This is a genomic window from Streptomyces sp. NPDC058665, assembly GCF_042714995.1.
Classification (GTDB): Bacteria; Actinomycetota; Actinomycetes; order Streptomycetales; family Streptomycetaceae; genus Streptomyces.
The window spans coordinates 83,621-106,930 of sequence record NZ_JBHXRX010000028.1; the positions used below are offsets into that span (position 1 = coordinate 83,621).

A 23,310-nucleotide genomic window follows, 5' to 3' on the forward strand; every position below is an offset into this window, starting at 1 on the left:
TCAGACTACCTGCTCCATTTGGGCCTTCCTCACCTGGCTTGAGCGGCCCTCACTTGCTGTCGGGCCTGGCCATGGCGGCGACGAAGGCGCGTTCCACGTCGGCCGTGGACAGGACTCCGTAGATCTCGCCGGTCTCCTCGACCACCAGGTACTCGGTGGCGGGGCTGGCCCTGAGGCGGTCGAGGAGCGCTTCTCCGGCGAGTTCGGCGGGGACCTTCATCCCGTCGGTGAGGTCCTGGGCGAGGCCGCTCACGGCGACCCAGGGGCGGCGGTGGGTGGGGACGCCGACGATGGCTGCCTCGCGGACCAGCGCGGTCGGTTCGCCCTGGCCGTCGACGACGACGAGCGCGCGGGCTCCGGCCTCGTTGGCGCGGCGCAGCGCTTCGGAGAGCGGGGTGGCCGATTCGACGGGGACGGCGCGCCGGGTGAGGGCGCGGGCGCGCAGGTCGGGCAGGTGTTCGCGCAGGCGGGCCATGCGCAGGCTGTTGCCGGCGCCGGTCCAGATGATCGCGGCGAGGATGGCGGCGAGGAGCGCGTCGGTGACGGTCTCCACGCCGCCGATGTCCTTGGTGGAGTTGCCGAGTGCGCCGGTGTGGGTGAGCAGGGGCAGGCCGATGAGGACGGCGACGGCGAGTGCCCTGCCGACCCAGGCGGCGGCGACGGTGCCGGTCATGGGCTTGCCGGTGATCTTCCAGACGACGGCGCGCAGCATCCGGCCGCCGTCGAGGGGCAGGCCGGGGAGCAGGTTGAAGGCGGCGACGATGAGGTTGGAGATCATCAGGCCGGCGAGGAGGACGCCGGGCACGGTGCCGGGCTCGACGGCGAGCATCGTGAGGTAGAAGAAGCCCGCGAGGACGAGAGAGAGCAGGGGGCCGACGAAGGCCAGCATGAATTCGCGGCCCGGGGTCTCCGACTCCTTCTCGATCTCGGAGACTCCGCCGAAGAACTGGAGCTGGATTCGGCGGACGGGGAGTTTGTAGCGCAGCGCGACGACGGTGTGGGCCAGTTCGTGGACCAGTACGGAGGCGTAGAAGGCGACGGCGAAGAAGAGCGCGACGAGGTAGCGGACACCGCCGAGTTCGGGCAGCACCCGGTCGAGCTGGCCGCCGAAGACCCAGGTGATCAGGGCGGCGACCAGGAACCAGCTGGGGGCGACGTAGACGGGCACGCCGAAGGGACGGCCCATCAGGATCCCGCCGCCGGGGTCTTCGGGCCGCTTGCGCTTGCCGCCGGGGGGCGCGTCCTCAGGACCGGACCGCGGCCTCCTGCTCTCGCCGCTCTCGTCGTCCTTGTTCACGTCATCCCTTCGTTGCGGCACCGTCGCTCGCTCGATCATGCTGTTCGCGAGGGTCTTACGTCGATGGTATTCCGCTCGCTGTCAGTGGCGGGCCGTAGGGTCTGCGTCATGAGTACGAGTCAGCAGCCCACTTCGCTGTCGCCGTCGCGTGCGAGCGACTTCATGCAGTGCCCTCTGCTGTACCGGTTCCGGGTGATCGACAAGCTGCCGGAGAAGCCGAGCGAGGCGGCCACCCGGGGGACGCTGGTGCACGCGGTGCTGGAGAGGCTGTTCGACGACCCCGCTGTCGAGCGTACGGCGCCGCGGGCCAGGTCGATGGTTCCCGGGCAGTGGGACCGGCTGCTGGAGTCGAGACCGGAGCTGGGCGAGCTGTTCGCGGGGGACGAGGGCGGGGAGCGGCTGGCGGGCTGGCTCTCGGAGGCCGAGCGGCTGGTGGAGCGGTGGTTCTCGCTGGAGGATCCGACGCGGCTGGAGCCGGCGGAGCGTGAGCTGTTCGTGGAGACGGAGCTGGAGTCGGGGCTGCGGCTGCGCGGGGTGATCGACCGGGTGGATGTGGCGCCGTCGGGTGAGGTGCGGATCGTGGACTACAAGACGGGGAAGGCGCCGCGTCCGGAGTATTCGGAGGGCGCGCTGTTCCAGATGAAGTTCTACGCGCTGGTGATCTGGCGGCTCAAGCGGGTGGTGCCGCGCCGGCTCCAGCTGGTCTATCTGGGCAGTGGCGACGTGCTGACGTACGACCCGGTCGAGGCCGATCTGGAGCGCGTGGAGCGCAAGCTTCTGGCGCTCTGGGACGCGATCAGGCAGGCGACGGAGACGGGCGACTGGCGGCCGCGGCCGACGAAGCTGTGCGGCTGGTGCGACCACCAGGCGGTGTGTCCGGAGTTCGGGGGCACTCCGCCGGTGTATCCGCTGACGGTGCCGTCGCGGCGGGGCGCCGAGCCGCTTGCCGTTCCGGAGGTGGCCGGCGCTGCCGGGCCGGTGGCTTCCGCCGGGCCGGCTCAGGGGGCGTAGCGGGAAGAGCGGTGTGTGCCCGCCGGGGTCACGGCCGGGCGCTCAGGGCAGAATGGACCGGGATCAGTCCCACCGAAGGAGATCCCGTGGCCATCCGCGTCCTACTGGTCGACGACCAGCCACTGCTGCGCACCGGCTTCCGGATGATCCTGGAGGCCGAGCAGGACATCGCCGTCGTCGGCGAGGCCGGGGACGGCCTCCAGGCGATCGACCAGGTCCGGGCGCTCCAGCCCGATGTCGTACTGATGGACATCCGGATGCCCCGGATGGACGGTGTCGAGGCGACCCGTCAGATCACCGGTCCCGGCAAGGACGGTCCGGCGAAGGTGCTGGTGCTGACCACGTTCGATCTGGACGAGTACGTGGTGGAGGCGTTGCGCGCCGGGGCGAGCGGGTTTCTGCTCAAGGACGCGCCCGCCAACGAGCTGGTGCAGGCGATCCGGGTGGTGGCCGCCGGTGAGGCGATGCTGGCGCCGAGCATCACCCGCAGGCTGCTCGACAAGTACGCGGACCATCTGCCGTCCGGCGACGAGCAGGTGCCGGACACCCTGCACACGCTGACCGAGCGTGAGGTGGAGGTTCTCAAGCTGGTGGCGCGGGGGCTGTCCAACGCGGAGATCGCGGCGGACCTCTTCGTGAGTGAGACGACGGTCAAGACGCATGTGGGTCATGTGCTCACGAAGCTGAGCCTGCGTGACCGGGTGCAGGCGGCCGTGTACGCGTACGAGAGCGGTCTGGTCCGTCCGGGCGCCCAGTAGCCGGTCGTACGGAGAGGTCCCCGGCATCGACGTGATGCCGGGGACCTCTCCGTATGACGACTGTCGGGCCGGTCAGACCGCGCTGCCGGTGCCCAGCTCCCAGAGCAGCAGTTCGCCGGAGGGGTTGAGGGCCCACTCGACGCCGGAGATGTCGTCGGCGGCGGCGACGTACTGCTTGCCCTGCCAGAGCGGCAGTACCGGCACGTCCTCGGCGACGATGTCCTGCATCTCCGAGAAGGCCTTGGCGGCGGCGCTGCGCTCGGCCTCGCTGCGCGACTGCGGGATCAGTTCCCTGATCACCTTCTGGTTCGCGTAGGGCGCGTTGAGGAAGTTGTCCGTGTCGAGGAAGGGCGCGATGTAGTTGTCCGGGTCGGGGAAGTCGGGGAACCAGCCCATGCCGTAGACGGTGTACTCACCGCGCGTCTGGGCGGGCCGGAACTTGGCCCACTCGGCGCCCTTGGTGTCGACCTGGAAGAGGCCGCTGGAGTTGAGCTGCTCCTTGAGCATCTCGAACTCCTTGGCGGTGGCCTCGCCGTAGTGGTCGGTGGTGTAGTGCATGGTGAACTTCACCGGCGTCTGCACACCGGCGTCTTCGAGGAGCTTCTCGGCCTCGGCCCGGTTCGGCTCTCCGTACTTGTTGAAGAACGAGTTGGTGTGCGACGTGACGGTCGCCGGGATGAGCGAGTAGAGCGGCTCGGCCGTGGAGCCGTACACCTCGGAGGCGATCTGGCCGCGGTCCACGAGGGAGGCGACGGCCTGGCGTACGGCCTTCTCCTTCCCCACCGGCTCGTCGGTGTCGAAGGCGAGGTAGCGGATCTCCAGACCCGGCATCTCGGTGAGCGCGACGCTGTCCTTGGGCTTCGTGAGCATCTGCTCGATCTGGTCGGGGGCCATGGTGCGGGCCATCACGTCGATCTCACCGGAGTCGAGGGCCTTTCCCATGGCGGCGGCGTCGGGGTACGAGCGCAGTTCGACCTTGCTGTTGCGAAGCTTGAGGTCGCCCTTGTACGAGCCGTTCTTGGTGAAGACCGCCTTGACGATCTTGTCGTCCTTCACCTCGGCGTTGAACTTGTACGGGCCCGAGCCGCTCAGGTCGAAGCCGTCACGGAGCTTCTTGCCTTCGTACGACTCCGGGGAGACGATGCCGGCGACGGGCGTCGAGAGCTTGTACGGGAACGTGGCGTCAGGGGTCTTGAGGTGGAAGATGACCTCGGAGTCGCTGGGCGTCTCGATCGTGTCGATGTTCGCGAGCAGGCCCACCGCGCCGGCCTCGGAGTTGATGTCGATGACACGGTCGATGGAGAACTTCACGTCCTCCGATGTGACCTCGGTGCCGTCGGCGAACTTGAGCCCGTCGCGCAGCTCGCAGCGGTAGCTCTCGTTCTGGTTGTCGGAGAAGCGGCAGTTCGACGCGGCCTCGGGAACGGGGGCACCGCCGCCGCGCGGGACGTGCATCAGCGTCTGGAGGGTCTGGCGCAGGATGTTCCAGGAGCCCGCGTCGTACGCGAACGCCGGGTCCAGGGGCGCCGGGGACTCCTTGGTGGCGGTGAACTGGTCGGTGGTGCCCACGACTATGGCCTCACCGTCGTCCGACGAGCTGTCCGAGCCGCCGCAGGCGACGAGCACCGGGGCGAGCAGACCGGCCACAACCGGCAGCACGAGACTCTTGCGCTTCATCCTGGACGTACTCCCTCATCCGAACACCATGCGATCCACCGGTGGCTGAGAATTCCGCGACGTGATTGACCGTCGGATCACACCTTTGAGGCGGCGAACGTGTGGCGAAAGTTCTCGCGACGAGATTAGTCGGCGGGTGCGGACGTCCTGAACCGGGCCCGCTTCGGGCCTCATCGCAAAGTGATCAGGGATTGCTGTGAAGCGGTATCAGGGCGCCAGAATCATTCGCACATCAAGCCATAAAACCGGACACATGGCTGCCCGTAACGGCAGGGTTAACGGTCCGCCCGGAGCCCTCGAACGGGCATGGTCACCGATGACGACAGGGCGGGGAGTGACCAACATCACTCGCGCTCAATTGAGGGTCTTCATGATCATTCGCGCAATGATCAACAAGGAGTCCCTGAGCGTGTATAGAAAGCCACCTATTGTCGATAGTTTCAGGGGCCACGCTCTGTACGCGTATCAGTGTTGGTGCGTAATCAGACCACGCAGGAATACCAGATCGACCTCTTCGAGGGACTCCACGATCACCCGCCCCGCGGCGGCAGCGATGGGCGCGACCGAGGGCACCGCGACCACGCGGCAGCCCGCCGCCTCGGCCGATGCCACACCGGTCGCCGTGTCCTCGATGACGGCGCATCTCGCGGGGGCGGCGCTCAGCCCGCGCGCCGCGAGCAGATACGGGTCGGGGTGCGGCTTGGTGTTCAGCACCTCGTCACCGGCCACGGTGAGGGAGAAGTGGTGGCGTCCCACGGACTCCAGCACCCGGTCGATGATGCGCCGGTGGGACGCGGAGACCAGGGCTGTGGGCACGCCGTGGTGGGCCAGCTCGGCGAGGAGCTTGGCGGCGCCGGGCATCAGCGGCACGTCGGCGCCGATGCGCTCCTCGAAGCGCTCGTTGAGCAGCACGGTCAGCTCGGCGAGGGTGATGTCGGCGCCGGTGGCCTCGATGAGATAGCCGGCGCTCCTGGTCATCGGGCCGCCGACGACCACGTCCCGCCAGGCGTCGTCCAGGGGGTGGCCGAGGTCCTTGAAGACCGCGACCTCCGTGTCCCACCAGAAGCCCTCGGTGTCGACCAGGGTGCCGTCCATGTCGAGCAGAACGGCCTGAAGGGCGGATCCTTCGGCCGTGCGGGTCATGGACGCGGGAACCGTACTGGTCATCCGGCACACCTCCGAGAGGGACGAGAAGGCCGGTCGCCTTTCCTGACGGGATTCCCGTCGGGTCCGGCAACCGGCCTGCACTGGGCCGACCAGTGTACGGCTCGGCCGCGCGAAGTGCGCGGTCAGCGGCTTGCCGCGCCGTGCGGTGCCCCGGCCGGCCTAGGGGGTGTCTTACCGATCAGACCGGATCAGGGACCGCGAGCCCGGCGAGCACCCCTAGGGCGTGTTTTAGAAGTCCCGTCTGGCCCACGACGCCTGGCACGCGCGCTCGCCGCGTTGTCGGAGTCATCCAAGTACGTCCGGTCCATCTACGGGGTTGATCCTCCGCCTTGCGATCGCACGCACCAGACGCCGTGGGCCCCGCCCAATGGGCGGACGACGCTACTTCTAAAACACGCCCTAGCGCGCGTTGAAGTACTTCGCCTCGGGGTGGTGGATGACGATGGCGTCCGTGGACTGCTCGGGGTGGAGCTGGAACTCCTCGGAGAGCTCCACGCCGATCCGGCCGGGCTCCAGAAGGCCGGCGATCTTGGCGCGGTCCTCCAGGTTGGGGCAGGCGCCGTAGCCGAGCGAGAAGCGGGCGCCCCGGTACTTCAGGGCGAACATGTCCTCGACCTCGGACGGGTCCTCGCCCGCGAAGCCCAGCTCGGAGCGGACGCGGGCGTGCCAGTACTCGGCGAGGGCCTCGGCGAGCTGGACGGAGAGCCCGTGGAGTTCGAGATAGTCCCGGTAGGCGTTCTTCTCGAACAGCTCCGCCGTCGCGCCGCCGATCTTCGAGCCGACCGTGACGACCTGGAGTCCGACCACATCCCTCTCGCCGGACTCCTCGGGGCGGAAGAAGTCGGCAAGGCAGAGCCGCCGCCCGCGCCGCTGCCGCGGGAAGGTGAAGCGGGTGCGCTCCGAGCCGTCCTCGCCGAGCAGGATGAGGTCGTCGCCCTTGGAGACGCAGGGGAAGTAGCCGTAGACGACGGCCGCTTCGAGCAGGTTGTCCGTGTGGAGCTTCTCCAGCCAGCCCCGCAGCCGCGGCCGGCCCTCGGTCTCCACCAGTTCCTCGTAACTGGGTCCGCCCTTGCGGGACTCCTTGAGCCCCCACTGCCCCTTGAACAGCGCGCCCTCGTCCAGCCAGGACGCGTACTCCTTGAGCTGGATGCCCTTGATGACGCGGCTGCCCCAGAACGGCGGCTCCGGAACGGAGTTGGTCACCGACACGTCCGAGCGGACCGCGCCCTCCTCCGGGCGCTCCTCCACCACGGCCGTGGCGGCGGGCCTGACGCGGCGCTGCTTGAGGTCGGGCAGTACGGCTCCGGGGACGCCGCGCTTGATGCCGATGAGCGCGTCCATCAGCCGCAGGCCCTCGAACGCGTCACGGGCGTAGCGGACCTCACCCTCGTAGATCTCGTGCAGGTCCTGCTCGACGTAGGCGCGGGTCAGGGCGGCGCCGCCGAGGATGACGGGGAAGTCGGCCGCCATCTTGCGCTGGTTCAGCTCCTGGAGGTTCTCCTTCATGATCACCGTGGACTTCACCAGCAGCCCGGACATCCCGATCACGTCCGCCCGGTGCTCCTCGGCGGCTTCGAGGATCGCGGAGACGGGCTGCTTGATACCGAGATTGACCACGGTGTAGCCGTTGTTGGAGAGGATGATGTCGACGAGGTTCTTGCCGATGTCGTGCACGTCGCCGCGCACCGTGGCCAGCACGATCGTGCCCTTGCCGTCGTCGTCGGTCTTCTCCATGTGCGGCTCCAGGAACGCCACCGCCGTCTTCATCACCTCGGCGGACTGGAGCACGAACGGCAGCTGCATCTGGCCGGAGCCGAACAGCTCGCCGACGACCTTCATGCCGTTCAGCAGGGTGTCGTTGACGATCTCCAGCGCGGGACGCGCCCGCAGGGCCTCGGTGAGGTCGTCCTCCAGGCCGTTCTTCTCGCCGTCGATGATGCGCCGCTCCAGGCGCTCGTTCAGGGGCAGCGCCAGCAGTTCCTCGGCGCGGCCGTCCTTCATCGACTTGGTGTTGACGCCCTCGAACAACTCCATCAGCCGCTGGAGCGGGTCGTAGCCCTCCTCGCGGCGGTCGTAGATCAGGTCGAGCGCGACCTTGACCTGCTCCTCCTCCAGCCGGGCGATCGGCAGGATCTTCGAGGCGTGCACGATGGCCGAGTCCAGGCCGGCCTTCACGCACTCGTCCAGGAACACCGAGTTGAGGACGATGCGGGCGGCCGGGTTGAGGCCGAAGGAGATGTTGGACAGACCGAGTGTGGTCTGCACCTCGGGGTGGCGCCTCTTCAGCTCCCGGATCGCCTCGATCGTCGCGATGCCGTCCTTGCGCGACTCCTCCTGACCGGTACAGATCGTGAACGTCAGGGTGTCGATGAGGATGTCCGACTCGTGGACGCCCCAGTTGCCGGTCAGATCGGCGATCAGCCGCTCGGCGATCGCGACCTTGTGCTCGGGGGTACGGGCCTGGCCCTCCTCGTCGATGGTGAGCGCGATCAGCGCCGCCCCGTGCTCCACCGCCAGTTCGGTGACCTTCACGAAGCGGGACTCGGGCCCGTCGCCGTCCTCGTAGTTGACCGAGTTGATGACCGCTCGTCCGCCGAGCTTCTCCAGCCCGGCGCGCAGGACCGGCAGTTCGGTGGAGTCCAGCACGATCGGCAGCGTGGAGGCGGTCGCGAACCGGCCGGCGAGTTCGGCCATGTCGGCGACACCGTCCCGGCCGACGTAGTCGACACACAGGTCGAGCAGGTGCGCGCCCTCGCGGATCTGGCCGCGGGCCATCTCCACGCAGTCGTCCCAGCGCCCTTCGAGCATCGCCTCACGGAACTTCTTCGACCCGTTGGCGTTGGTCCGCTCGCCGATCGCCAGATACGAGGTGTCCTGCCGGAACGGCACGCTCTGGTAGAGGGAGGCCACCCCCGGCTCCGGCTGCGGCACCCGCTCCGTGATGCCGGCCCCGCGCACCCGCTCCACCACCTGGCGCAGATGCTCCGGAGTCGTACCGCAGCAGCCGCCGACGAGCGAGAGTCCGTAGTCGCGTACGAAGTTCTCCTGCGCGTCCGCGAGTTCACCGGCGGACAGCGGGTAGTGCGCCCCGTCCTTGCCGAGGACGGGCAGTCCGGCGTTGGGCATGCAGGAGAGAGGGATACGGGAGTGGCGGGCCAGATACCGCAGGTGTTCGCTCATCTCGGCGGGGCCGGTGGCGCAGTTCAGACCGATCATGTCGATACCGAGCGGCTCCAGCGCCGTCAGCGCGGCGCCGATCTCGGACCCCAGGAGCATGGTGCCCGTGGTCTCGACGGTCACCGAGCAGATGACCGGCAGATTCGTGCCGGTGGCGTCGAGGGCGCGCCGGGCGCCGAGGACGGCCGCCTTCGTCTGGAGCAGGTCCTGCGTCGTCTCGACCAGCAGCGCGTCGGCGCCACCGGCGATCATGCCCTCGGCGTTGCGCTGGTAGGCGTCGCGCAGCGTCGGGTAGTCCACGTGCCCCAGCGTCGGCAGCTTCGTGCCGGGACCCATCGAGCCCAGCACCCAGCGCTGCTGTCCCGTCGACACGGTGAACTCGTCGGCGGCCTCGCGGGCGATACGGGCGCCGGCCTCGGAGAGTTCGAAGACGCGCTCGGGGATGTCGTATTCGGCCAGAGCGGCGAAGTTCGAGCCGAAGGTGTTCGTCTCCACGCAGTCGACACCGACCGCGAAGTACTCCTCATGGACCGAGCGCACGATGTCCGGGCGGGTCACATTGAGGATCTCGTTGCAGCCTTCCAGGTTCTGGAAGTCCTCCATCGTCGGGTCCTGGGCCTGGAGCATCGTGCCCATCGCGCCGTCGGCCACCACCACACGGGTGGCGAGCGCCTCGCGCAGCGCTTCGATTCGGGTCCGGCTGTCGGCGGAAAGGCTGGAGGACGGGGCCATGAACATACTCCCGGGGATGCGACGGCTGTCGGCTTTGCGCCTTCCGGTGGAAGGGGCACCCGGCAAGGGTAGCGGTGCACGGCTCCGTACGGCGTTTCCGTACCACGGGGCGGACTGTCGCCATGAGGCGGACTGTCATGTCCCTGCCCGGGGAAGGAATCCGGTGACCTTCGAGGGGAGTCGGCATGGGCCCATAATGTTCAGCATTGCCGAACGACTGTGTAGTGGAGGCCCGGCCGATGGCGAAGAGTATTCAGTCGCTGCAGCGCGCGGCGGCGGTGCTGCGGCTCCTGGCCGGCGGTGAGCGCAGGCTCGGCCTGTCCGACATCGCCTCCTCGCTCGGGCTGGCCAAGGGTACGGCGCACGGCATTCTCCGTACGCTCCAGGCCGAGGGCTTCGTGGAGCAGGACGAGGTCTCCGGCCGCTATCAGCTGGGCGCCGAGCTGCTGCGGCTCGGCAACAGCTATCTGGACGTCCATGAGCTGCGGTCCCGCGCCCTGGTGTGGACGGACGATCTGGCGCGGTCCAGCGGCGAGAGCGTGCATCTGGGGGTGCTGCACCTGGAGGGCGTACTGATCGTGCATCACGTCTTCCGGCCCGACGACAGCCGGCAGGTCCTCGAAGTGGGCGCGATGCAGCCGCTGCACTCCACGGCTCTCGGGAAGGTGCTCGCCGCGTACGACCCGGTGGCCCGCGGTGAGGCCGTCAGGGGCGCCCGCGAGGAGCTCACCACACGCACCGTCACCGATCTGGAGCAATTCGAGACGATTCTCGAACTCACCAGGTCGCGAGGGTGGGCGACGGACGTCGAGGAGACCTGGGAAGGGGTGGCCGCGGTGGCCGCGCCGATTCACGGCAGGCGCCGGATGCCGGTCGGAGCCATCGCGCTCACCGGCGCGGTGGAACGGCTGTGCGAAGGCGGCGAAGTCCGCCCGGAGCTGATCACGGCGGTGCGCGAATGTGCCCGTTCGGTGTCCAGGGATGTCGGCGCCGGGCGGTTCTGAACCGGATGGCTGATGATCTGAGAAGTACAAGGTTCCGACTGCGGAGCCCTTGACGACGCATCCATCGCAGGATGACACTGCCGTTCAGCGGTCGGCATTGTCGAACATTGATCGGCAGATCATCCTGAGTGCACGACAACGCCAAGGGCCGGCAATGCCCTTAACCGAGGGCGCGGACCATCGGTGTGAGCCGCCGGTCTGCCTTCCCTGGACGAAGGAGTCTCGGGTGTCTCACTACGACATCTTCATCGGCGAGATGGTCGGTACCGCGCTTCTGCTGCTTCTCGGTGGCGGTGTGGTGGCGGGCGTCGTCCTCAAGCGCTCGAAATCGCACGGCGCCGGATGGGTCGCCATCAGCTTCGGCTGGGGTCTCGCCGTTCTCACCGGCGCCTATCTCGCCACCGGCGTCTCCGGCGCGCATCTGAACCCCGCGGTCACCCTCGGTCTCGCGATAGCCGGCACGACGCCGTGGGGGGACGTCCCCCTCTACATGGCGAGCCAGCTGCTCGGCGCCCTCATCGGCGCCACCCTGGTGTGGCTGACGTACATGGGCCAGTTCAAGGCGCACCTGACCGACCCGGAGATCCTCGCCGCACAGCCGAGCGTCGAGGGCCTGGTCGACCAGAAGACCGCGCCGAAGGCCGGTCCGGTCCTCGGTATCTTCTCGACGGGCCCGGAGATCCGGCACACCGCGCAGAACCTCCTCACCGAGATCATCGCCACCTTCGTCCTGGTGATCGCGATCCTCACGCAGGGACTGAACAACGAGGGCAACGGCCTCGGCACGCTGGGCGCGCTGATCGTCGCACTGGTCGTCGTGGGCATCGGCCTCTCGCTCGGTGGCCCCACCGGGTACGCCATCAACCCGGCGCGTGACCTCGGCCCCCGCATCGTCCACGCCCTGCTGCCGCTGCCCAACAAGGGCGGCTCCGACTGGACGTACGCCTGGATCCCCGTCGTGGGCCCGCTGCTCGGCGGCGCCGCCGCGGCCGGCTTCTTCAACTGGGCCCTCAAGTAGGCCCCGCCTTCCCTCCGCCCTCCGAACCGAGCAGGAGCAGACACCGTGAGTGACGCACAGAGCACCGGGACTTCCGCCCGCGGAGCGGGACCCTTCATCGCGGCCATCGACCAGGGCACGACGTCCAGCCGCTGCATCATCTTCGACGTCGACGCGCGCATCGTCGCCGTCGACCAGAAGGAGCACCAGCAGATCTTCCCGAAGCCGGGCTGGGTCGAGCACGACGCCAAGGAGATCTGGGTCAACGTCCAGGAGGTCCTGGCGAACGCCGTCGAGAAGGCCGGGGTCACCAAGGCCGACGTCCTGGCGATCGGGATCACCAACCAGCGCGAGACCACGATGCTGTGGGACAAGAACACCGGTGAGCCCGTCCACAACGCCATCGTCTGGCAGGACACCCGCACGAGCGCGCTCGTGAAGGAACTGGGCCGCAACGTCGGCCAGGACCGGTTCCGCCGCGACACCGGACTGCCGCTGGCGACCTACTTCGCCGGGCCGAAGGCCCGCTGGCTGCTGGACAACGTCGAGGGCCTGCGCGAGCGCGCGGAGAGCGGCGACATCCTCTTCGGCACCATGGATTCCTGGGTGATCTGGAATCTGACCGGCGGCGTCAACGGCGGTGTGCACGTCACCGACGTCACCAACGCCTCGCGGACGATGCTGATGCGCCTCGACACCCTGGAGTGGGACCCGAAGATCTGCAACTCGATCGGTGTCCCGACGGCGATGCTCCCCAAGATCCGCTCCTCGTCCGAGGTGTACGGAACGGCCAAGGGCGGTCCGCTGAACGGGGTCCCGGTCGCCTCGGCGCTCGGTGACCAGCAGGCGGCGCTGTTCGGCCAGACCTGCTTCGCCGAGGGCGAGGCCAAGTCGACGTACGGCACCGGCACGTTCATGCTCATGAACACCGCCAACAAGCCCATCAACTCCTACAACGGGCTGCTCACCACGGTCGGTTACCGCATCGGGGACCAGCCGGCGGTGTACGCCCTGGAGGGCTCCATCGCCGTCACCGGCGCGCTGGTGCAGTGGATGCGTGACCAGCTGGGCCTGATCAACTCCGCGCCGGAGATCGAGACGCTCGCCTCCTCCGTGGAGGACAACGGCGGCGCGTACTTCGTGCCCGCCTTCTCCGGGCTGTTCGCGCCCCACTGGGACTCCTCGGCCCGCGGTGTGATCGCCGGTCTCACCAGCTATGTCACCAAGGCGCACCTGGCCCGCGCGGTGCTGGAGGCCACGGCCTGGCAGACCCGTGAGATCAGCGACGCCATGACCAAGGACTCCAAGGTGGAGCTGACGTCACTCAAGGTCGACGGCGGTATGACCGCCAACAACCTGCTGATGCAGACGCTCGCCAACGTCCTCGACGCGCCCGTCGTACGTCCGATGGTCGCCGAGACCACCGTCCTGGGCGCCGCCTACGCCGCCGGTCTCGCGGTCGGCTTCTGGCCGAACACCGACGCGCTGCGGGCCAACTGGCGCCGGGCCGCGGAGTGGACACCGGACATGGACGCGACGAAGCGCGAGCGCGAATACAAGAACTGGCTCAAGGCCGTCGAGCGCACCAAGGCCTGGCTGGACGACGACGAGGACAGCTGACCAGTCCCGTCCGATCGAGGAGAGACCATGACCACCCTTCACAGCGGTCCCGCCCTGGGCACGCATCCGGCCGGCGGCTCCCTGCCGACCCGCGCCGAGACCCGGGAGCAACTGTCCCGCGCCACCTACGACCTGCTGGTCATCGGCGGCGGCATCCTGGGCATCTCCACCGCCTGGCACGCCTCCCAGTCGGGACTGCGGGTGGCCCTGGTGGACGGTGGCGACTTCGCGGGCGCCACCTCCTCCGCCTCCTCCAAGCTGCTCCACGGCGGTCTGCGCTATCTGCAGACCGGTGAGGTGAAGCTGGTCGCCGAGAACCACTTCGAGCGCCGCGCGGTCTCCCGCCGGGTGGCGCCGCATCTGGCGAACCCGCTCACCTTCTATCTCCCCGTCTACAAGAACGGGCCACACAGCGCGGCCAAGCTGGGTGCCGGTGTCTTCGCGTACTCGGCGCTGTCCGCCTTCGGCGACGGCGTGGGGCATCTGCTGAGCCCGGCGAAGGCGCGGCGCGCGGTACCCGAGCTGCGGACGGACAATCTGCGGGCCGTGGCCGTGTACGGCGACGACCAGATGAACGACGCGCGGATGGCCGTCATGACGGTCCGCGCCGCCGTCGAGTCGGGCGCAGCAGTCCTCAACCACGCCCACGTCACCGGGTTGCGGTTCACCGGCGGGCGGGTGACGGGCGCCGACCTCAAGGACGGCCTGGACGGTACGGAGTTCGGGGTCGACGCCCGGCTCGTACTGAACGCCACCGGCCCCTGGGTCGACCAGGTACGCAAGCTGGAGGACCCGAGGTCCGAGCCCTCCATCCGGCTCTCCAAGGGCGCACACCTCGTGCTGCGGCGCACCGCCCCGTGGAACGCGGCGCTCGCGACACCGATCGACAAGTTCCGCATCACCTTCGCCCTCCCCTGGGAGGACATGCTCCTGCTGGGCACGACGGACGAGACGTACGAGGGCGACCCGGCGGATGTGGCGGTCACAGACGCGGACATCCGCCAGATCCTGGACGAGGCGTCGCTGTCCGTCCGCGACCAGCAGCTCTCGCGCGAGCTGATCACCTACTCGTTCGCCGGCCTGCGGGTACTGCCCGGCGGTCCCGGTGACACCGCGACCGCCAGACGGGAGACGGTCGTCACCGAGGGCAGCGGCGGCATGCTGTCGGTGGCCGGCGGCAAGTGGACCACGTTCCGCCATATCGGCCGTACGGTGCTGGACAAGCTGGAGACCCTGCCGGGCCGTCCCCTCGGCTCCGACATCGAACCCACCTCGCGGCTGCCGAAGATGCTGCCGCTGCCCGGCATCGCCAACCCGCAGGCGGTGACGCACCGGCTGCTGATCGACGGCGGCTCGCACGGCGACGGGATGGCGCGCGACACCGCCCACCATCTGGCCAGGCACTACGGGTCGTTGGCGTTCGACATCGCGCGCCTGGCGTACGAGCACCCCGAGCTGGGCGAGCGTATCCACCCGGACGCGCCGGAGATCTGGGCGCAGGTCGTGTACGCGCGCGACCACGAGTGGGCCGAGACCCCGGACGACGTACTGCGGCGCCGTACGACGCTGACGATCCGGGGGCTCGCCACCGACGAGATCCGGGCCAGGGTCGAGCGGTTGCTCGCCGAGCGGCCCGGCTGAGGTCACGCCTCGAACCAAGTTCCGAAACAGCGCCGGGGCCGGCAGGACCGTCCCCGGCGCCGTCGTTCTCGGAGAACTCCGGGGGAAGGGGGCGCCGGGCGCGCGCGGAGACGCATAATGGAGGCCGATACATCGGATGTATGGAGGTCGCCCATGGCTGTCACCGACGAGGCCATCGAGAAGATCAAGGGAATGATCGTCTCGGGCACGCTGCGCCCGGGGGACCGCCTTCCCAAGGAGAGCGAGCTCGCCGCCGAACTGGGCCTGTCGCGCAACTCGCTGCGCGAGGCGGTACGCGCCCTGTCGCTGATCCGCATTCTCGACGTACGGCAGGGGGACGGGACGTACGTCACCAGCCTCGATCCGCAACTCCTGCTGGAGGCGCTGAGTTTCGTCGTCGACTTCCACCGTGACGACACGGTGCTGGAGTTCCTGGCGGTACGGCGGATCCTGGAGCCGGCCGCGACGGCGATGGCCGCCTCCCGGATCAAGGACTCCGAACTGGACGCGCTGAGCGAGCAGTTGGACGCGCTGGGGCCGGAGCCCTCGGTGGAGGAGCTGGTGGCATCCGACCTGGAGTTCCACCGAGGGATCGTGCAGGCCTCGGGCAACTCGGTTCTCTGCTCGCTGCTCGACGGTCTTTCGGGGCCGACGACACGGGCCCGGGTCTGGCGCGGGCTGACCCAGGAGGACGCGGTCAGCCGCACCCTGCACGAGCACCGGGCGATCCTGGCCGCGCTGCGCGACCGGGACGCGGAGGCGGCCCGCTCGTGGGCGACGGTGCATGTCGCGAGTGTGGAGCAGTGGCTGCGTTCGACGCTCTGAGCGGGACGGCGCGGCATACGCCGACGGGCCTCCCGGGAGAGGAATCCATCCCGGGAGGCCCGTGTCCATGACCGTGTCCATGACCCGCTTCGGCGGCGACGTCGTGACAGGTCAGTCCTGCTTCTCGCCGCTCGCGAACCGCGAGATGACCAGGGCGACGATGATGATCGCGCCGTTCAGGAACTGGTTCCAGAGCGCCGGAACCCCGCCCAGCGTCATCACGTTCACCACGAGCTGAAGCGTCAGCACACCGGTCAGCGCCCCGAAGAGCGTGCCGCGCCCGCCCTTGAGACTGATGCCGCCGATGACGGCGGCGGCGAAGACCTGGAAGATCCAGCCGTTGCCCTGGGTCGCCGCGACGGAGCCGTAGTGGCCGGTGTAGAGGATGCCGGCGAAGGCCGCGAGGACACCGCCGATCGCGAGCACGATCCAGGTGATCCGGTCCACCCGGATACCGGCGGCGCGCGCCGCCTCCGGGTTGCCGCCGATGGCGTACAGCGAACGCCCGTGGCGCAGCCAGGCGAGCGAGGCCCCGCCGATCGCGAAGAGCGCCAGACAGATCCAGACGGCGGCGGGCGCCCCGAGCCAGTCGGTCTTGCCGAGGTAGCGGAAGGACTCCGGGACATCGGTGATCGACTTGCCCTCGGTGATGCCGATCTGGAGGCCGCGCAGCATCGTGAGCATGCCGAGGGTCGCGATGAACCCGTTGACCCGCAGCTTCAGCATCAGGAAGCCGTTGACGACTCCGACGATCATGCCGACCAGCAGACACGCCGGGATGGCCATCCAGACGGGCAGCAGATCCAGTCCGGCGAACCGGCCGCCCTCGCTCGGCAGCACCATCCACATGGCGATGACCGGCGCGATGCCGATGGTCGACTCCAGCGACAGGTCCATCCGGCCGCAGATCAGGATCAGTGCCTGGCCGAGCACCAGCAGGCTCAGCTCGGACGACTGCTGGACGACGCTGATCAGGTTGTTGGAGGTGAGGAAGACCGGCGAGACGATGAAGCCGATCACCATCAGCACCAGGATCACCGGCACGAGCGAGAAGTCGCTCCACCTGATGAGCTTCAGCCGGCTCAGCGGATGGTCGTCGGCACGCTCCTTGTCGAGCACCGGCGGTCGTATCGTCTCGGTCATCGGTTCTCCCCCACACCTTCCATGGCGGCGACCAGTTCCCGGTCGGTCCACCCGCTCCCGAACGTTGCCACCACTCGCCCGTGGAACAGGGCCAGTACGCGATCACAGACCCGCAGATCATCCAGCTCGTCGGAGATGATCACGGCCGCGTTTCCTTCGTCGGCCACCCGGCGTACGACACCGAGCAGCGAATCCTTCGACTTCACGTCGACCCCCGCCGTGGGGCGCAGGGCCACCAGCACGCTGGGCGCGCGGGCCAGCGCCCGCGCGACCACCACCTTCTGCTGGTTGCCGCCGGAGAGACCCGAGACCGGCTGCTCGGGCCCGGTGGTCTTGATGTCCAGCGAGGCGATCATCGACCGGGCGAACTCCCGTGTACGGGAGGGCAGTACGGTCCCCCACGGGCCGAGCTGGTCGGCGACCGTGAGCGTGGCGTTCTCGGCGACGCTGCGGTTCAGTACGAGTCCCTGGAGGTGCCGGTCCTCGGGGATGTAGCCGATCCCGGCGTCCAGCGAGTCCGGGACGCTGCCCGGCCTGACCGTCCGGTCGCGCACCGCGACGCGGCCCGCCGTCGCCTTCCGCATGCCGACCAGGATCTCGCCCAGCGCGGTGTTGCCGCTGGCGGCTGCCCCGGCCACACCGAGGACCTCACCGGGCCGCACTTCGAGGTCGAGCGGTTCGAACTCGCCCTCCAGGGCGAGCCCTTCGGTGGTCAGTACGGGCTCCACGGTCCGGTCCGGGACAACCGCGTTGGCGGCGTGCCAGTCGGCCGCCGAACTCGCCGCGTCGCCCGTCATGGCCGTCACCAGGTCCGCCTTGGCCAGATCGGCGACCGGCGCGGTCAGGACATGGCGGGCGTCGCGGTAGACGGTGACGGTGCTGCACAGCTCGTACACCTCCTGGAGGTGGTGCGAGATGAAGAGGAACGCCACCCCCTGGCTCTGGAGGTCGCGGAGCTTCTCGAAGAGGCTGTCGATGCCGCGGGCGTCGAGCTGGGCCGTCGGCTCGTCGAGGATGATCAGCCGGGCGCCGAAGGAGAGGGCGCGCGCGATCTCCACGAACTGCCGCTGCTCGACGGCGAGATCCTTGGCCCGGGTGTTCGGGTCGACGCTGACGCCGTACTCGGCGAGCAGCTCCTCGGCGCGGGTACGGAGCCCGCGCCAGCTGATGAGGCGCCCGCCGATCCCCGAACCGCCCTTGTCCAGGCCGTAGTTGTTGAGGAAGAGATTCTCGGCGACGGTCAGGTCGGGTACGACCATCGACTTCTGGTAGACGCAGGCGACCTTGGACTGCCAGGCCGAGATGTCGCCGAAGGCGGGCGCCGGTTCTCCGCCGAAGCTCACCTTTCCCGCGTCGGCCTCGTGGAGTCCGGTGAGGACGCTGACGAGGGTGGACTTGCCGGCGCCGTTGCGCCCGACGAGTGCGTGGGACTCGCCGGGCGCGACGGTCAGCCGGACACCGTCGAGCGCCACGGTGGGACCGAAGCGCTTGACGATGCCCTCCGCGTGGACGGCGGGCGCCGCCGCTGCCGGCGCCCCGGCCGCAGGTGCCTGGGCCTGGTTCATGGTTAGCTCTTCTTCTCCAGCTGGTTGGCCCACAGCGCCTTGTCGTCCACGTTCTCCTTGGTCACCAGGGGCGCGGGAAGCTGGTCCTCGTAACCGTTCGGGATCTTGATGATGTTGGAGTCGTGGTCGGTCGGACCCTCCTTCGGGGTCTTCCCGGCCAGCGCCTCCTTCGCGTAGTACAGGGCGTACTTGGCGTAGAGGTCGGCGGGCTGCGAGACGGTGGCGTCGATCTTGCCCTCGCGGATCGCGTCCAGCTCCTCCGGGATGCCGTCGTTGGAGATGATCGTGATGTGGCCCTTCTCCCCCGCCGGCTTGAGGAGCTTCTTCTGCTCCAGGAGGGCGAGGGTGGGCTGCAGGAAGACGCCGCCGGCCTGCATGTAGATGCCGTTCAGGTCCGGGTGGGCGGCGAGCGTGGACTGGAGCTTGGCGGACGCCACTTCGCCCTTCCACTCGGTGGCCAGCTCGAACACCTTGATGCCGGGGAACTTCTCGTCCATGCAGCTCTTGAACGCCTCCGAGCGGTCACGGCCGTTGATGGAGGAGAGGTCGCCCTGGAACTCGGCGACCTTGCCCTTGCCGCCCAGCTGTTCGCCGAGGTATTCACAGGCCTGCTGCCCGTACGCCCGGTTGTCGGCCCGTACGACCATGTAGACGTCGCCCTTGTCGGGGCGGGTGTCCACGCTGACGACGGGGATGTCCTTGTCGTTCAGCTCGGCCAGCGTCTCGGCTATCGCGCCGGTGTCCTGCGGGGCCATGACCACGGCCTTGGCGCCCTGGTCGGTGAAGGCCTGGACGTTGGAGACGAGCTTGCCGATGTCGTTCTGCGAGTTGGTCAGCGACAGCGCGTCGATCTCCTCGTCCTTGACGCCCGACTCGATGTACTGCTGGTAGGAGTTCCAGAAGTCGCTGTCACTGCGCGGCAGGTCGATGCCGACCTTGCCGCCACCGCCGTCCCCGCTCTCCGAGTCACGGTTGCAGCCCGCGAGGGCCGTCACGGCGAGCAGCGCGGCGCAGGCCGCGGCGCTCGTACGCAGTACGGTGCGTGGGGATCGCCCCACTGGGTGTCGCAGCATGGTTTTTCCGTCCTTGGATGAGTGTCGGCTCAGACTCAGGCTCAGGGCGTGGCGGGCTCAGGGCGTGGCGGGGCGCAGACGGAGGCCCTGCATTCCGCCGTCGACCGCGAGTGCCGTGCCCGTGACGGCAGCCGCGGCGGGGCTGGCGAGGTACGCGACCGCCGCGGCGACCTCGTCCGCGCTGACCAGCCGTCCCGTGGGCTGGCGCGCTTCGAGGGCGGCGCGTTCGGCCGCCGGGTCGGGTGCCTGGTCGAGCAGGCGGCCGACCCAGGGGGTGTCCGCGGTACCGGGGTTGACGCAGTTGACGCGGACGCCCTCACGGACGTGGTCGGCGGCCATCGCGAGGGTCAGCGACTGCACGGCGCCCTTGCTGGCGCTGTAGAGGGCGCGTTGGGGCAGCCCCGCCGTGGCGGCGATGGAGCAGGTGTGGGTGATCGAGACGCAGCCGGGCCGGCCGGCGGCGGCGCGCCGCAGATGGGGCAGGGCGTGGCGCGCGGTGCGGACCATGCCGAGGACGTTGATGTCGAGGACCCGCAGCCACTCGGCGTCGTCGTTGTCGGTGACGGTGCCGATGGCGCCGATCCCGGCGTTGGAGACGACGGTGTGCAGGGCGCCGAACTCGGCGGCGGCAGCGTCGACCGCGGCGCGGACGGCGGCGTCGTCGGTCACATCGGCCTTGAGCGCCAGGGTGCCTTCGGGGGCGGATTCGGTGTCCCGGTCGAGTACGGCGACGCGCGCGCCGCGCGCGAGCAGCAGGGTCGCGACGGCCGCCCCGATGCCGGAGGCACCGCCGGTGACGAGGGCGCCCAGGCCCGCGAAGTCTCCTGTGTCCTGTGCCCCGGTCATGAGTTGACCTCCTCGGTGGGGTCCTGTCCGGGCGATCTTGTCGGATCAGCCCGGGGCGTCTGGTGCGGTGCATCGCAAGGCGCCGAAGTGCCCGCAGGGTGGTTTCCTGTGGGCGCTTCGGCAACGCGGCGAGGTGCCGTACCAGACGCCCCGGGCCCGGCAGAGGTCGCCCGGACAGGACCCGAGCGGCGGGCCTGCCAGACGGGCCCTTCCGGATAGCGGTGCGCGGCCATCGACTCCGGGCGCATCCGCGCGGAGAAGCCCGGGGCGCCCGGCGCGACGTAGCGGCCGGAGTCGATCACCACGGGGTCGGTGAAGTGCTCGTGGAGGTGGTCGACGTATTCGATCGCACGGTCCTCCCAGGTGCCCGAGACGGCAACGTAGTCGAACATGGCCAGATGCTGGACCAGTTCGCACAGGCCGACTCCGCCCGCGTGCGGGCAGACCGGTTTGCCGTACTTGGCGGCGAGGAGCAGGACCGCCAGGTTCTCGTTGACGCCGGCGACGCGCGCCGCGTCGATCTGGACGAAGTCGACGGCCTCGGCCTGGAGCAGTTGCTTGAACACCACGCGGTTGGCGATGTGTTCGCCGGTGGCGACCTTGACCGGCTGGCCGGCCCGGACGGCGGCGTGACCGAGGATGTCGTCGGGGCTGGTGGGCTCCTCGATCCAGTACGGCTCGTGCGGGGCCAGCGCGGTCATCCAGCGGATCGCGTCGGGCACGTCCCAGCGCTGGTTGGCGTCGACGGCGATCCGGATGTCGGGGCCGACCGCCGCGCGGGCCAGCTTCATCCGCCGTACGTCGTCGTCCAGATCGCCGCCCACCTTGAGCTTGATCTGCTGGAAGCCGTCGGCGACGGCCTGTTCGGCGAGGGTGACGAGCTTGGTGTCGTCGTAGCCGAGCCAGCCGGGCGATGTGGTGTACGCGGGGTAGCCCTCGGCGCGCAGCCGGGCCGCGCGCTCAGCCCGGCCAGGCTCGGCGGCGCGCAGGATCTCCAGCGCCTCGACCGGGGTGATGGCGTCGGTGAGATAGCGGAAGTCGACGAGCGAGACCAGTTCCTCGGGCGTCATGCCAGCCAGGAACTCCCAGACGGGCAGGCCCGCCGCCTTGGCGGCGAGGTCCCAGGCGGCGTTGATGACCGCGCCCGCGGCCATGTGCATCACGCCCTTCTCCGGACCGAGCCAGCGCAGTTGCGAGTCATGGGTGAGCTCGATGTGGAGCGCGGCGAGATCGGCTGCGGTACGCGGTGCCCGGCGGCCGATGACGTACGGCCGCAGGGCTTCGATGGCGGCGGCGAGCACGTCGTTGCCGCGGCCTATGGTGAAGCAGAATCCATGGCCCTCGGCGCCCTCGCCGGTGCGCAGGACCACATACGCGGCGGAGTAGTCGGGGTCGGGGTTCATCGCGTCCGAGCCGTCGAGCTGTTCCGAGGTGGGGAAGCGGATGTCGTGTACCTCGAACTCTGTGACGGTCTGACTCACTGCACGCCCCCTGAGAAGAACATCGGACCTCTTCGGTCATCCGATGTATAGCGTCGTTGACGGGTAAACGTCCAGGGGCGGAACGAAATTTACGGTCACAGCTCGGATGAATTCTCCGATTCCGGGGTCGGCACCCCCAGCCATGCCCAGCGACGCGGAAGTTCACCCGCGCGTGCACGGGGGCTGCGGGCCGGTAGCTGAGAAGCCGTAAGGTTGGTCCGTACGTTCAGAGCACACTTCGGAAGGAGGCCTGGGTGATCGAGCTCGAGGGGGTACCCGAGCTGATCGACCCGGTCATGGTGGCCGCGTTCGAGGGCTGGAACGACGCCGGCGACGCGGCCTCCACCGCGGTCGGACATCTGGACCGGGAGTGGAAGGGCGAGGTGTTCGCGGCGCTCGACGCCGAGGACTACTACGACTTCCAGGTCAACCGGCCCACGGTCTATCTGGACGGCGGAGCACGGAAGATCGTCTGGCCCACGACCCGGCTCTCCGTGGTCCGGGTCGGCGGCGAGAAACCCCGTGACCTGGTGCTGGTCCGCGGGATCGAACCCTCCATGCGCTGGCGCTCCTTCTGCAACGAGATCCTGGGCTTCGCCCATGAGCTGGGCGTGGAGATGGTGGTGATCCTGGGCGCGCTGCTCGGCGACACCCCGCACACCCGCCCGGTGCCGGTCAGCGGCGTGACCTCGGACGCGGACCTGGCCAGGACGATGGACCTGGAGGAGACCCGGTACGAGGGCCCGACCGGGATCGTCGGCATCCTTCAGGAGGCGTGCACGCACGCGGGGGTACCCGCGGTGAGCCTCTGGGCCGCCGTACCGCACTACGTCTCGCAGCCGCCCAACCCGAAGGCGACGCTGGCTCTGCTGAACCGGCTGGAGGATCTGATCGGGCTGCGGATCCCGCTGGGCGAGCTGGCGGAGGACGCGCGGGCGTGGCAGCTCGGCGTGGACCAACTGGCCGCCGAGGACAGCGAGGTGGCGGAGTACGTCCAGTCGCTGGAGGAGGCGCGCGACACCGCGGAGCTGCCGGAGGCATCGGGCGAGGCCATCGCGCGGGAGTTCGAGCGGTATCTGCGCCGGCGTGACGGCGGTCCGGGGCAGTCGCCCGGCGGACACGCCACGGAGAGCGGCGAGGGCTCGGGGACATATCTGCGCGACACGTCGGGTCCCGGCCGTGGGCGCCCGCCCCGGCCGCCCCGCCCCGGACCCGATTCGGGCACAGGCACCGGCCCTGACCGGGAGCCGGGTCCGGACGACGGGGACGACGAGGATTCCTCGGACGACTGAGGAC

The 23,310-nt window shown here is 69.3% G+C and carries 17 protein-coding genes; 8 read left to right on the plus strand and 9 right to left on the minus strand.

Annotated features, from left to right (window positions below):
* Positions 1 to 49: 49 nt before the first annotated feature.
* On the minus strand, positions 50 to 1,336 hold the full coding sequence (locus ACFWV8_RS20160; protein WP_384203719.1) for a site-2 protease family protein: 1,287 nt from the start codon (positions 1,334 to 1,336) through the stop codon (positions 50 to 52).
* A 123-nt stretch (positions 1,337 to 1,459) separates the two neighbouring features.
* Here ACFWV8_RS20160 and ACFWV8_RS20165 point away from each other — a divergent pair, with 123 nt between their 5' ends.
* Both ACFWV8_RS20165 and ACFWV8_RS20170 read left to right on the plus strand, forming a co-directional pair.
* Entirely contained in the window at positions 1,460 to 2,308 is an 849-nt protein-coding gene (locus ACFWV8_RS20165; protein ID WP_384203773.1) for a RecB family exonuclease, read from the plus strand.
* A gap of 86 nt (positions 2,309 to 2,394) precedes the next feature.
* On the plus strand, positions 2,395 to 3,066 hold the full coding sequence (locus ACFWV8_RS20170; protein ID WP_023542799.1) for a response regulator transcription factor: 672 nt from the start codon (positions 2,395 to 2,397) through the stop codon (positions 3,064 to 3,066).
* A 72-nt stretch (positions 3,067 to 3,138) separates the two neighbouring features.
* On the opposite strand, the gene ACFWV8_RS20175 is transcribed toward ACFWV8_RS20170, so the two are convergent.
* The 3 genes from ACFWV8_RS20175 to metH all read right to left on the minus strand — a co-directional run bounded on the left by ACFWV8_RS20175 (position 3,139) and on the right by metH (position 9,819).
* The gene (locus tag ACFWV8_RS20175) at positions 3,139 to 4,743 is read right to left on the minus strand and encodes an ABC transporter substrate-binding protein (protein WP_384203722.1); all 1,605 of its coding nucleotides are present in this window, start codon (positions 4,741 to 4,743) and stop codon (positions 3,139 to 3,141) included.
* Positions 4,744 to 5,208: 465 nt separating this feature from the next.
* Entirely contained in the window at positions 5,209 to 5,910 is a 702-nt protein-coding gene (locus ACFWV8_RS20180; RefSeq protein WP_384203725.1) for an HAD family hydrolase, read from the minus strand.
* Between the two features lie 399 nt (positions 5,911 to 6,309).
* Positions 6,310 to 9,819 (minus strand): methionine synthase, encoded by a 3,510-nt coding sequence (gene metH / locus ACFWV8_RS20185; RefSeq protein WP_384203727.1) that lies wholly within the window; start codon positions 9,817 to 9,819, stop codon positions 6,310 to 6,312.
* 239 nt (positions 9,820 to 10,058) lie between these two features.
* On the opposite strand from metH, the gene ACFWV8_RS20190 reads away from it, so the two are divergent.
* The 5 genes from ACFWV8_RS20190 (at position 10,059) to ACFWV8_RS20210 (ending at position 15,906) form a co-directional block, all read left to right on the plus strand.
* Positions 10,059 to 10,823, plus strand: coding sequence for an IclR family transcriptional regulator (locus ACFWV8_RS20190; RefSeq protein ID WP_384203731.1), 765 nt, complete (start codon positions 10,059 to 10,061; stop codon positions 10,821 to 10,823).
* Positions 10,824 to 11,049: 226 nt separating this feature from the next.
* Entirely contained in the window at positions 11,050 to 11,841 is a 792-nt protein-coding gene (locus ACFWV8_RS20195) for an MIP/aquaporin family protein (RefSeq protein WP_384203734.1), read from the plus strand.
* A gap of 45 nt (positions 11,842 to 11,886) precedes the next feature.
* Positions 11,887 to 13,440, plus strand: coding sequence for a glycerol kinase GlpK (gene glpK, locus ACFWV8_RS20200; RefSeq protein WP_384203736.1), 1,554 nt, complete (start codon positions 11,887 to 11,889; stop codon positions 13,438 to 13,440).
* A 27-nt stretch (positions 13,441 to 13,467) separates the two neighbouring features.
* The gene (locus tag ACFWV8_RS20205) at positions 13,468 to 15,081 is read left to right on the plus strand and encodes an FAD-dependent oxidoreductase (protein WP_384203738.1); all 1,614 of its coding nucleotides are present in this window, start codon (positions 13,468 to 13,470) and stop codon (positions 15,079 to 15,081) included.
* A 153-nt stretch (positions 15,082 to 15,234) separates the two neighbouring features.
* Entirely contained in the window at positions 15,235 to 15,906 is a 672-nt protein-coding gene (locus tag ACFWV8_RS20210) for a FadR/GntR family transcriptional regulator (protein ID WP_384203741.1), read from the plus strand.
* 111 nt (positions 15,907 to 16,017) lie between these two features.
* On the opposite strand, the gene ACFWV8_RS20215 is transcribed toward ACFWV8_RS20210, so the two are convergent.
* Genes ACFWV8_RS20215 through ACFWV8_RS20235 form a run of 5 tightly spaced genes read right to left on the minus strand, consistent with a single transcriptional unit; the run spans position 16,018 to position 22,014 of the window.
* Entirely contained in the window at positions 16,018 to 17,049 is a 1,032-nt protein-coding gene (locus ACFWV8_RS20215; RefSeq protein WP_384203744.1) for an ABC transporter permease, read from the minus strand.
* The gene (locus tag ACFWV8_RS20220) at positions 17,046 to 18,614 is read right to left on the minus strand and encodes a sugar ABC transporter ATP-binding protein (RefSeq protein WP_384203747.1); all 1,569 of its coding nucleotides are present in this window, start codon (positions 18,612 to 18,614) and stop codon (positions 17,046 to 17,048) included. The genes ACFWV8_RS20215 and ACFWV8_RS20220 overlap by 4 nt, the downstream gene beginning before the upstream one ends.
* A 2-nt stretch (positions 18,615 to 18,616) precedes the next feature.
* Positions 18,617 to 19,687, minus strand: coding sequence for a sugar ABC transporter substrate-binding protein (locus tag ACFWV8_RS20225; protein ID WP_384203750.1), 1,071 nt, complete (start codon positions 19,685 to 19,687; stop codon positions 18,617 to 18,619).
* A gap of 57 nt (positions 19,688 to 19,744) precedes the next feature.
* Positions 19,745 to 20,533 (minus strand): SDR family NAD(P)-dependent oxidoreductase, encoded by a 789-nt coding sequence (locus ACFWV8_RS20230; RefSeq protein WP_384203753.1) that lies wholly within the window; start codon positions 20,531 to 20,533, stop codon positions 19,745 to 19,747.
* Positions 20,530 to 22,014, minus strand: coding sequence for an enolase C-terminal domain-like protein (locus ACFWV8_RS20235; protein WP_384203756.1), 1,485 nt, complete (start codon positions 22,012 to 22,014; stop codon positions 20,530 to 20,532). Before ACFWV8_RS20235 ends, ACFWV8_RS20230 begins: the two co-directional genes overlap by 4 nt.
* A gap of 254 nt (positions 22,015 to 22,268) precedes the next feature.
* Between ACFWV8_RS20235 and ACFWV8_RS20240 the strand changes: the two genes are divergently transcribed.
* Entirely contained in the window at positions 22,269 to 23,306 is a 1,038-nt protein-coding gene (locus ACFWV8_RS20240) for a PAC2 family protein (RefSeq protein ID WP_384203759.1), read from the plus strand.
* The last annotated feature ends 4 nt before the right edge of the window (positions 23,307 to 23,310 follow it).

What these genes read in the sequence shown, in the direction of transcription:
- ACFWV8_RS20215 (WP_384203744.1), bottom strand. Translation starts at nt 17,049, where the DNA reads ATGACCGAGACGATACGACCGCCGGTGCTCGACAAGGAGCGTGCCGAC.
- ACFWV8_RS20205 (WP_384203738.1), top strand. Translation starts at nt 13,468, where the DNA reads ATGACCACCCTTCACAGCGGTCCCGCCCTGGGCACGCATCCGGCCGGC.
- ACFWV8_RS20175 (WP_384203722.1), bottom strand. Translation starts at nt 4,743, where the DNA reads ATGAAGCGCAAGAGTCTCGTGCTGCCGGTTGTGGCCGGTCTGCTCGCC.
- ACFWV8_RS20220 (WP_384203747.1), bottom strand. Translation starts at nt 18,614, where the DNA reads ATGAACCAGGCCCAGGCACCTGCGGCCGGGGCGCCGGCAGCGGCGGCG.
- ACFWV8_RS20190 (WP_384203731.1), top strand. Translation starts at nt 10,059, where the DNA reads ATGGCGAAGAGTATTCAGTCGCTGCAGCGCGCGGCGGCGGTGCTGCGG.
- ACFWV8_RS20180 (WP_384203725.1), bottom strand. Translation starts at nt 5,910, where the DNA reads ATGACCAGTACGGTTCCCGCGTCCATGACCCGCACGGCCGAAGGATCC.
- ACFWV8_RS20225 (WP_384203750.1), bottom strand. Translation starts at nt 19,687, where the DNA reads ATGCTGCGACACCCAGTGGGGCGATCCCCACGCACCGTACTGCGTACG.
- ACFWV8_RS20160 (WP_384203719.1), bottom strand. Translation starts at nt 1,336, where the DNA reads ATGATCGAGCGAGCGACGGTGCCGCAACGAAGGGATGACGTGAACAAG.
- metH (WP_384203727.1), bottom strand. Translation starts at nt 9,819, where the DNA reads ATGGCCCCGTCCTCCAGCCTTTCCGCCGACAGCCGGACCCGAATCGAA.
- ACFWV8_RS20210 (WP_384203741.1), top strand. Translation starts at nt 15,235, where the DNA reads ATGGCTGTCACCGACGAGGCCATCGAGAAGATCAAGGGAATGATCGTC.
- ACFWV8_RS20165 (WP_384203773.1), top strand. Translation starts at nt 1,460, where the DNA reads ATGCAGTGCCCTCTGCTGTACCGGTTCCGGGTGATCGACAAGCTGCCG.
- ACFWV8_RS20230 (WP_384203753.1), bottom strand. Translation starts at nt 20,533, where the DNA reads ATGACCGGGGCACAGGACACAGGAGACTTCGCGGGCCTGGGCGCCCTC.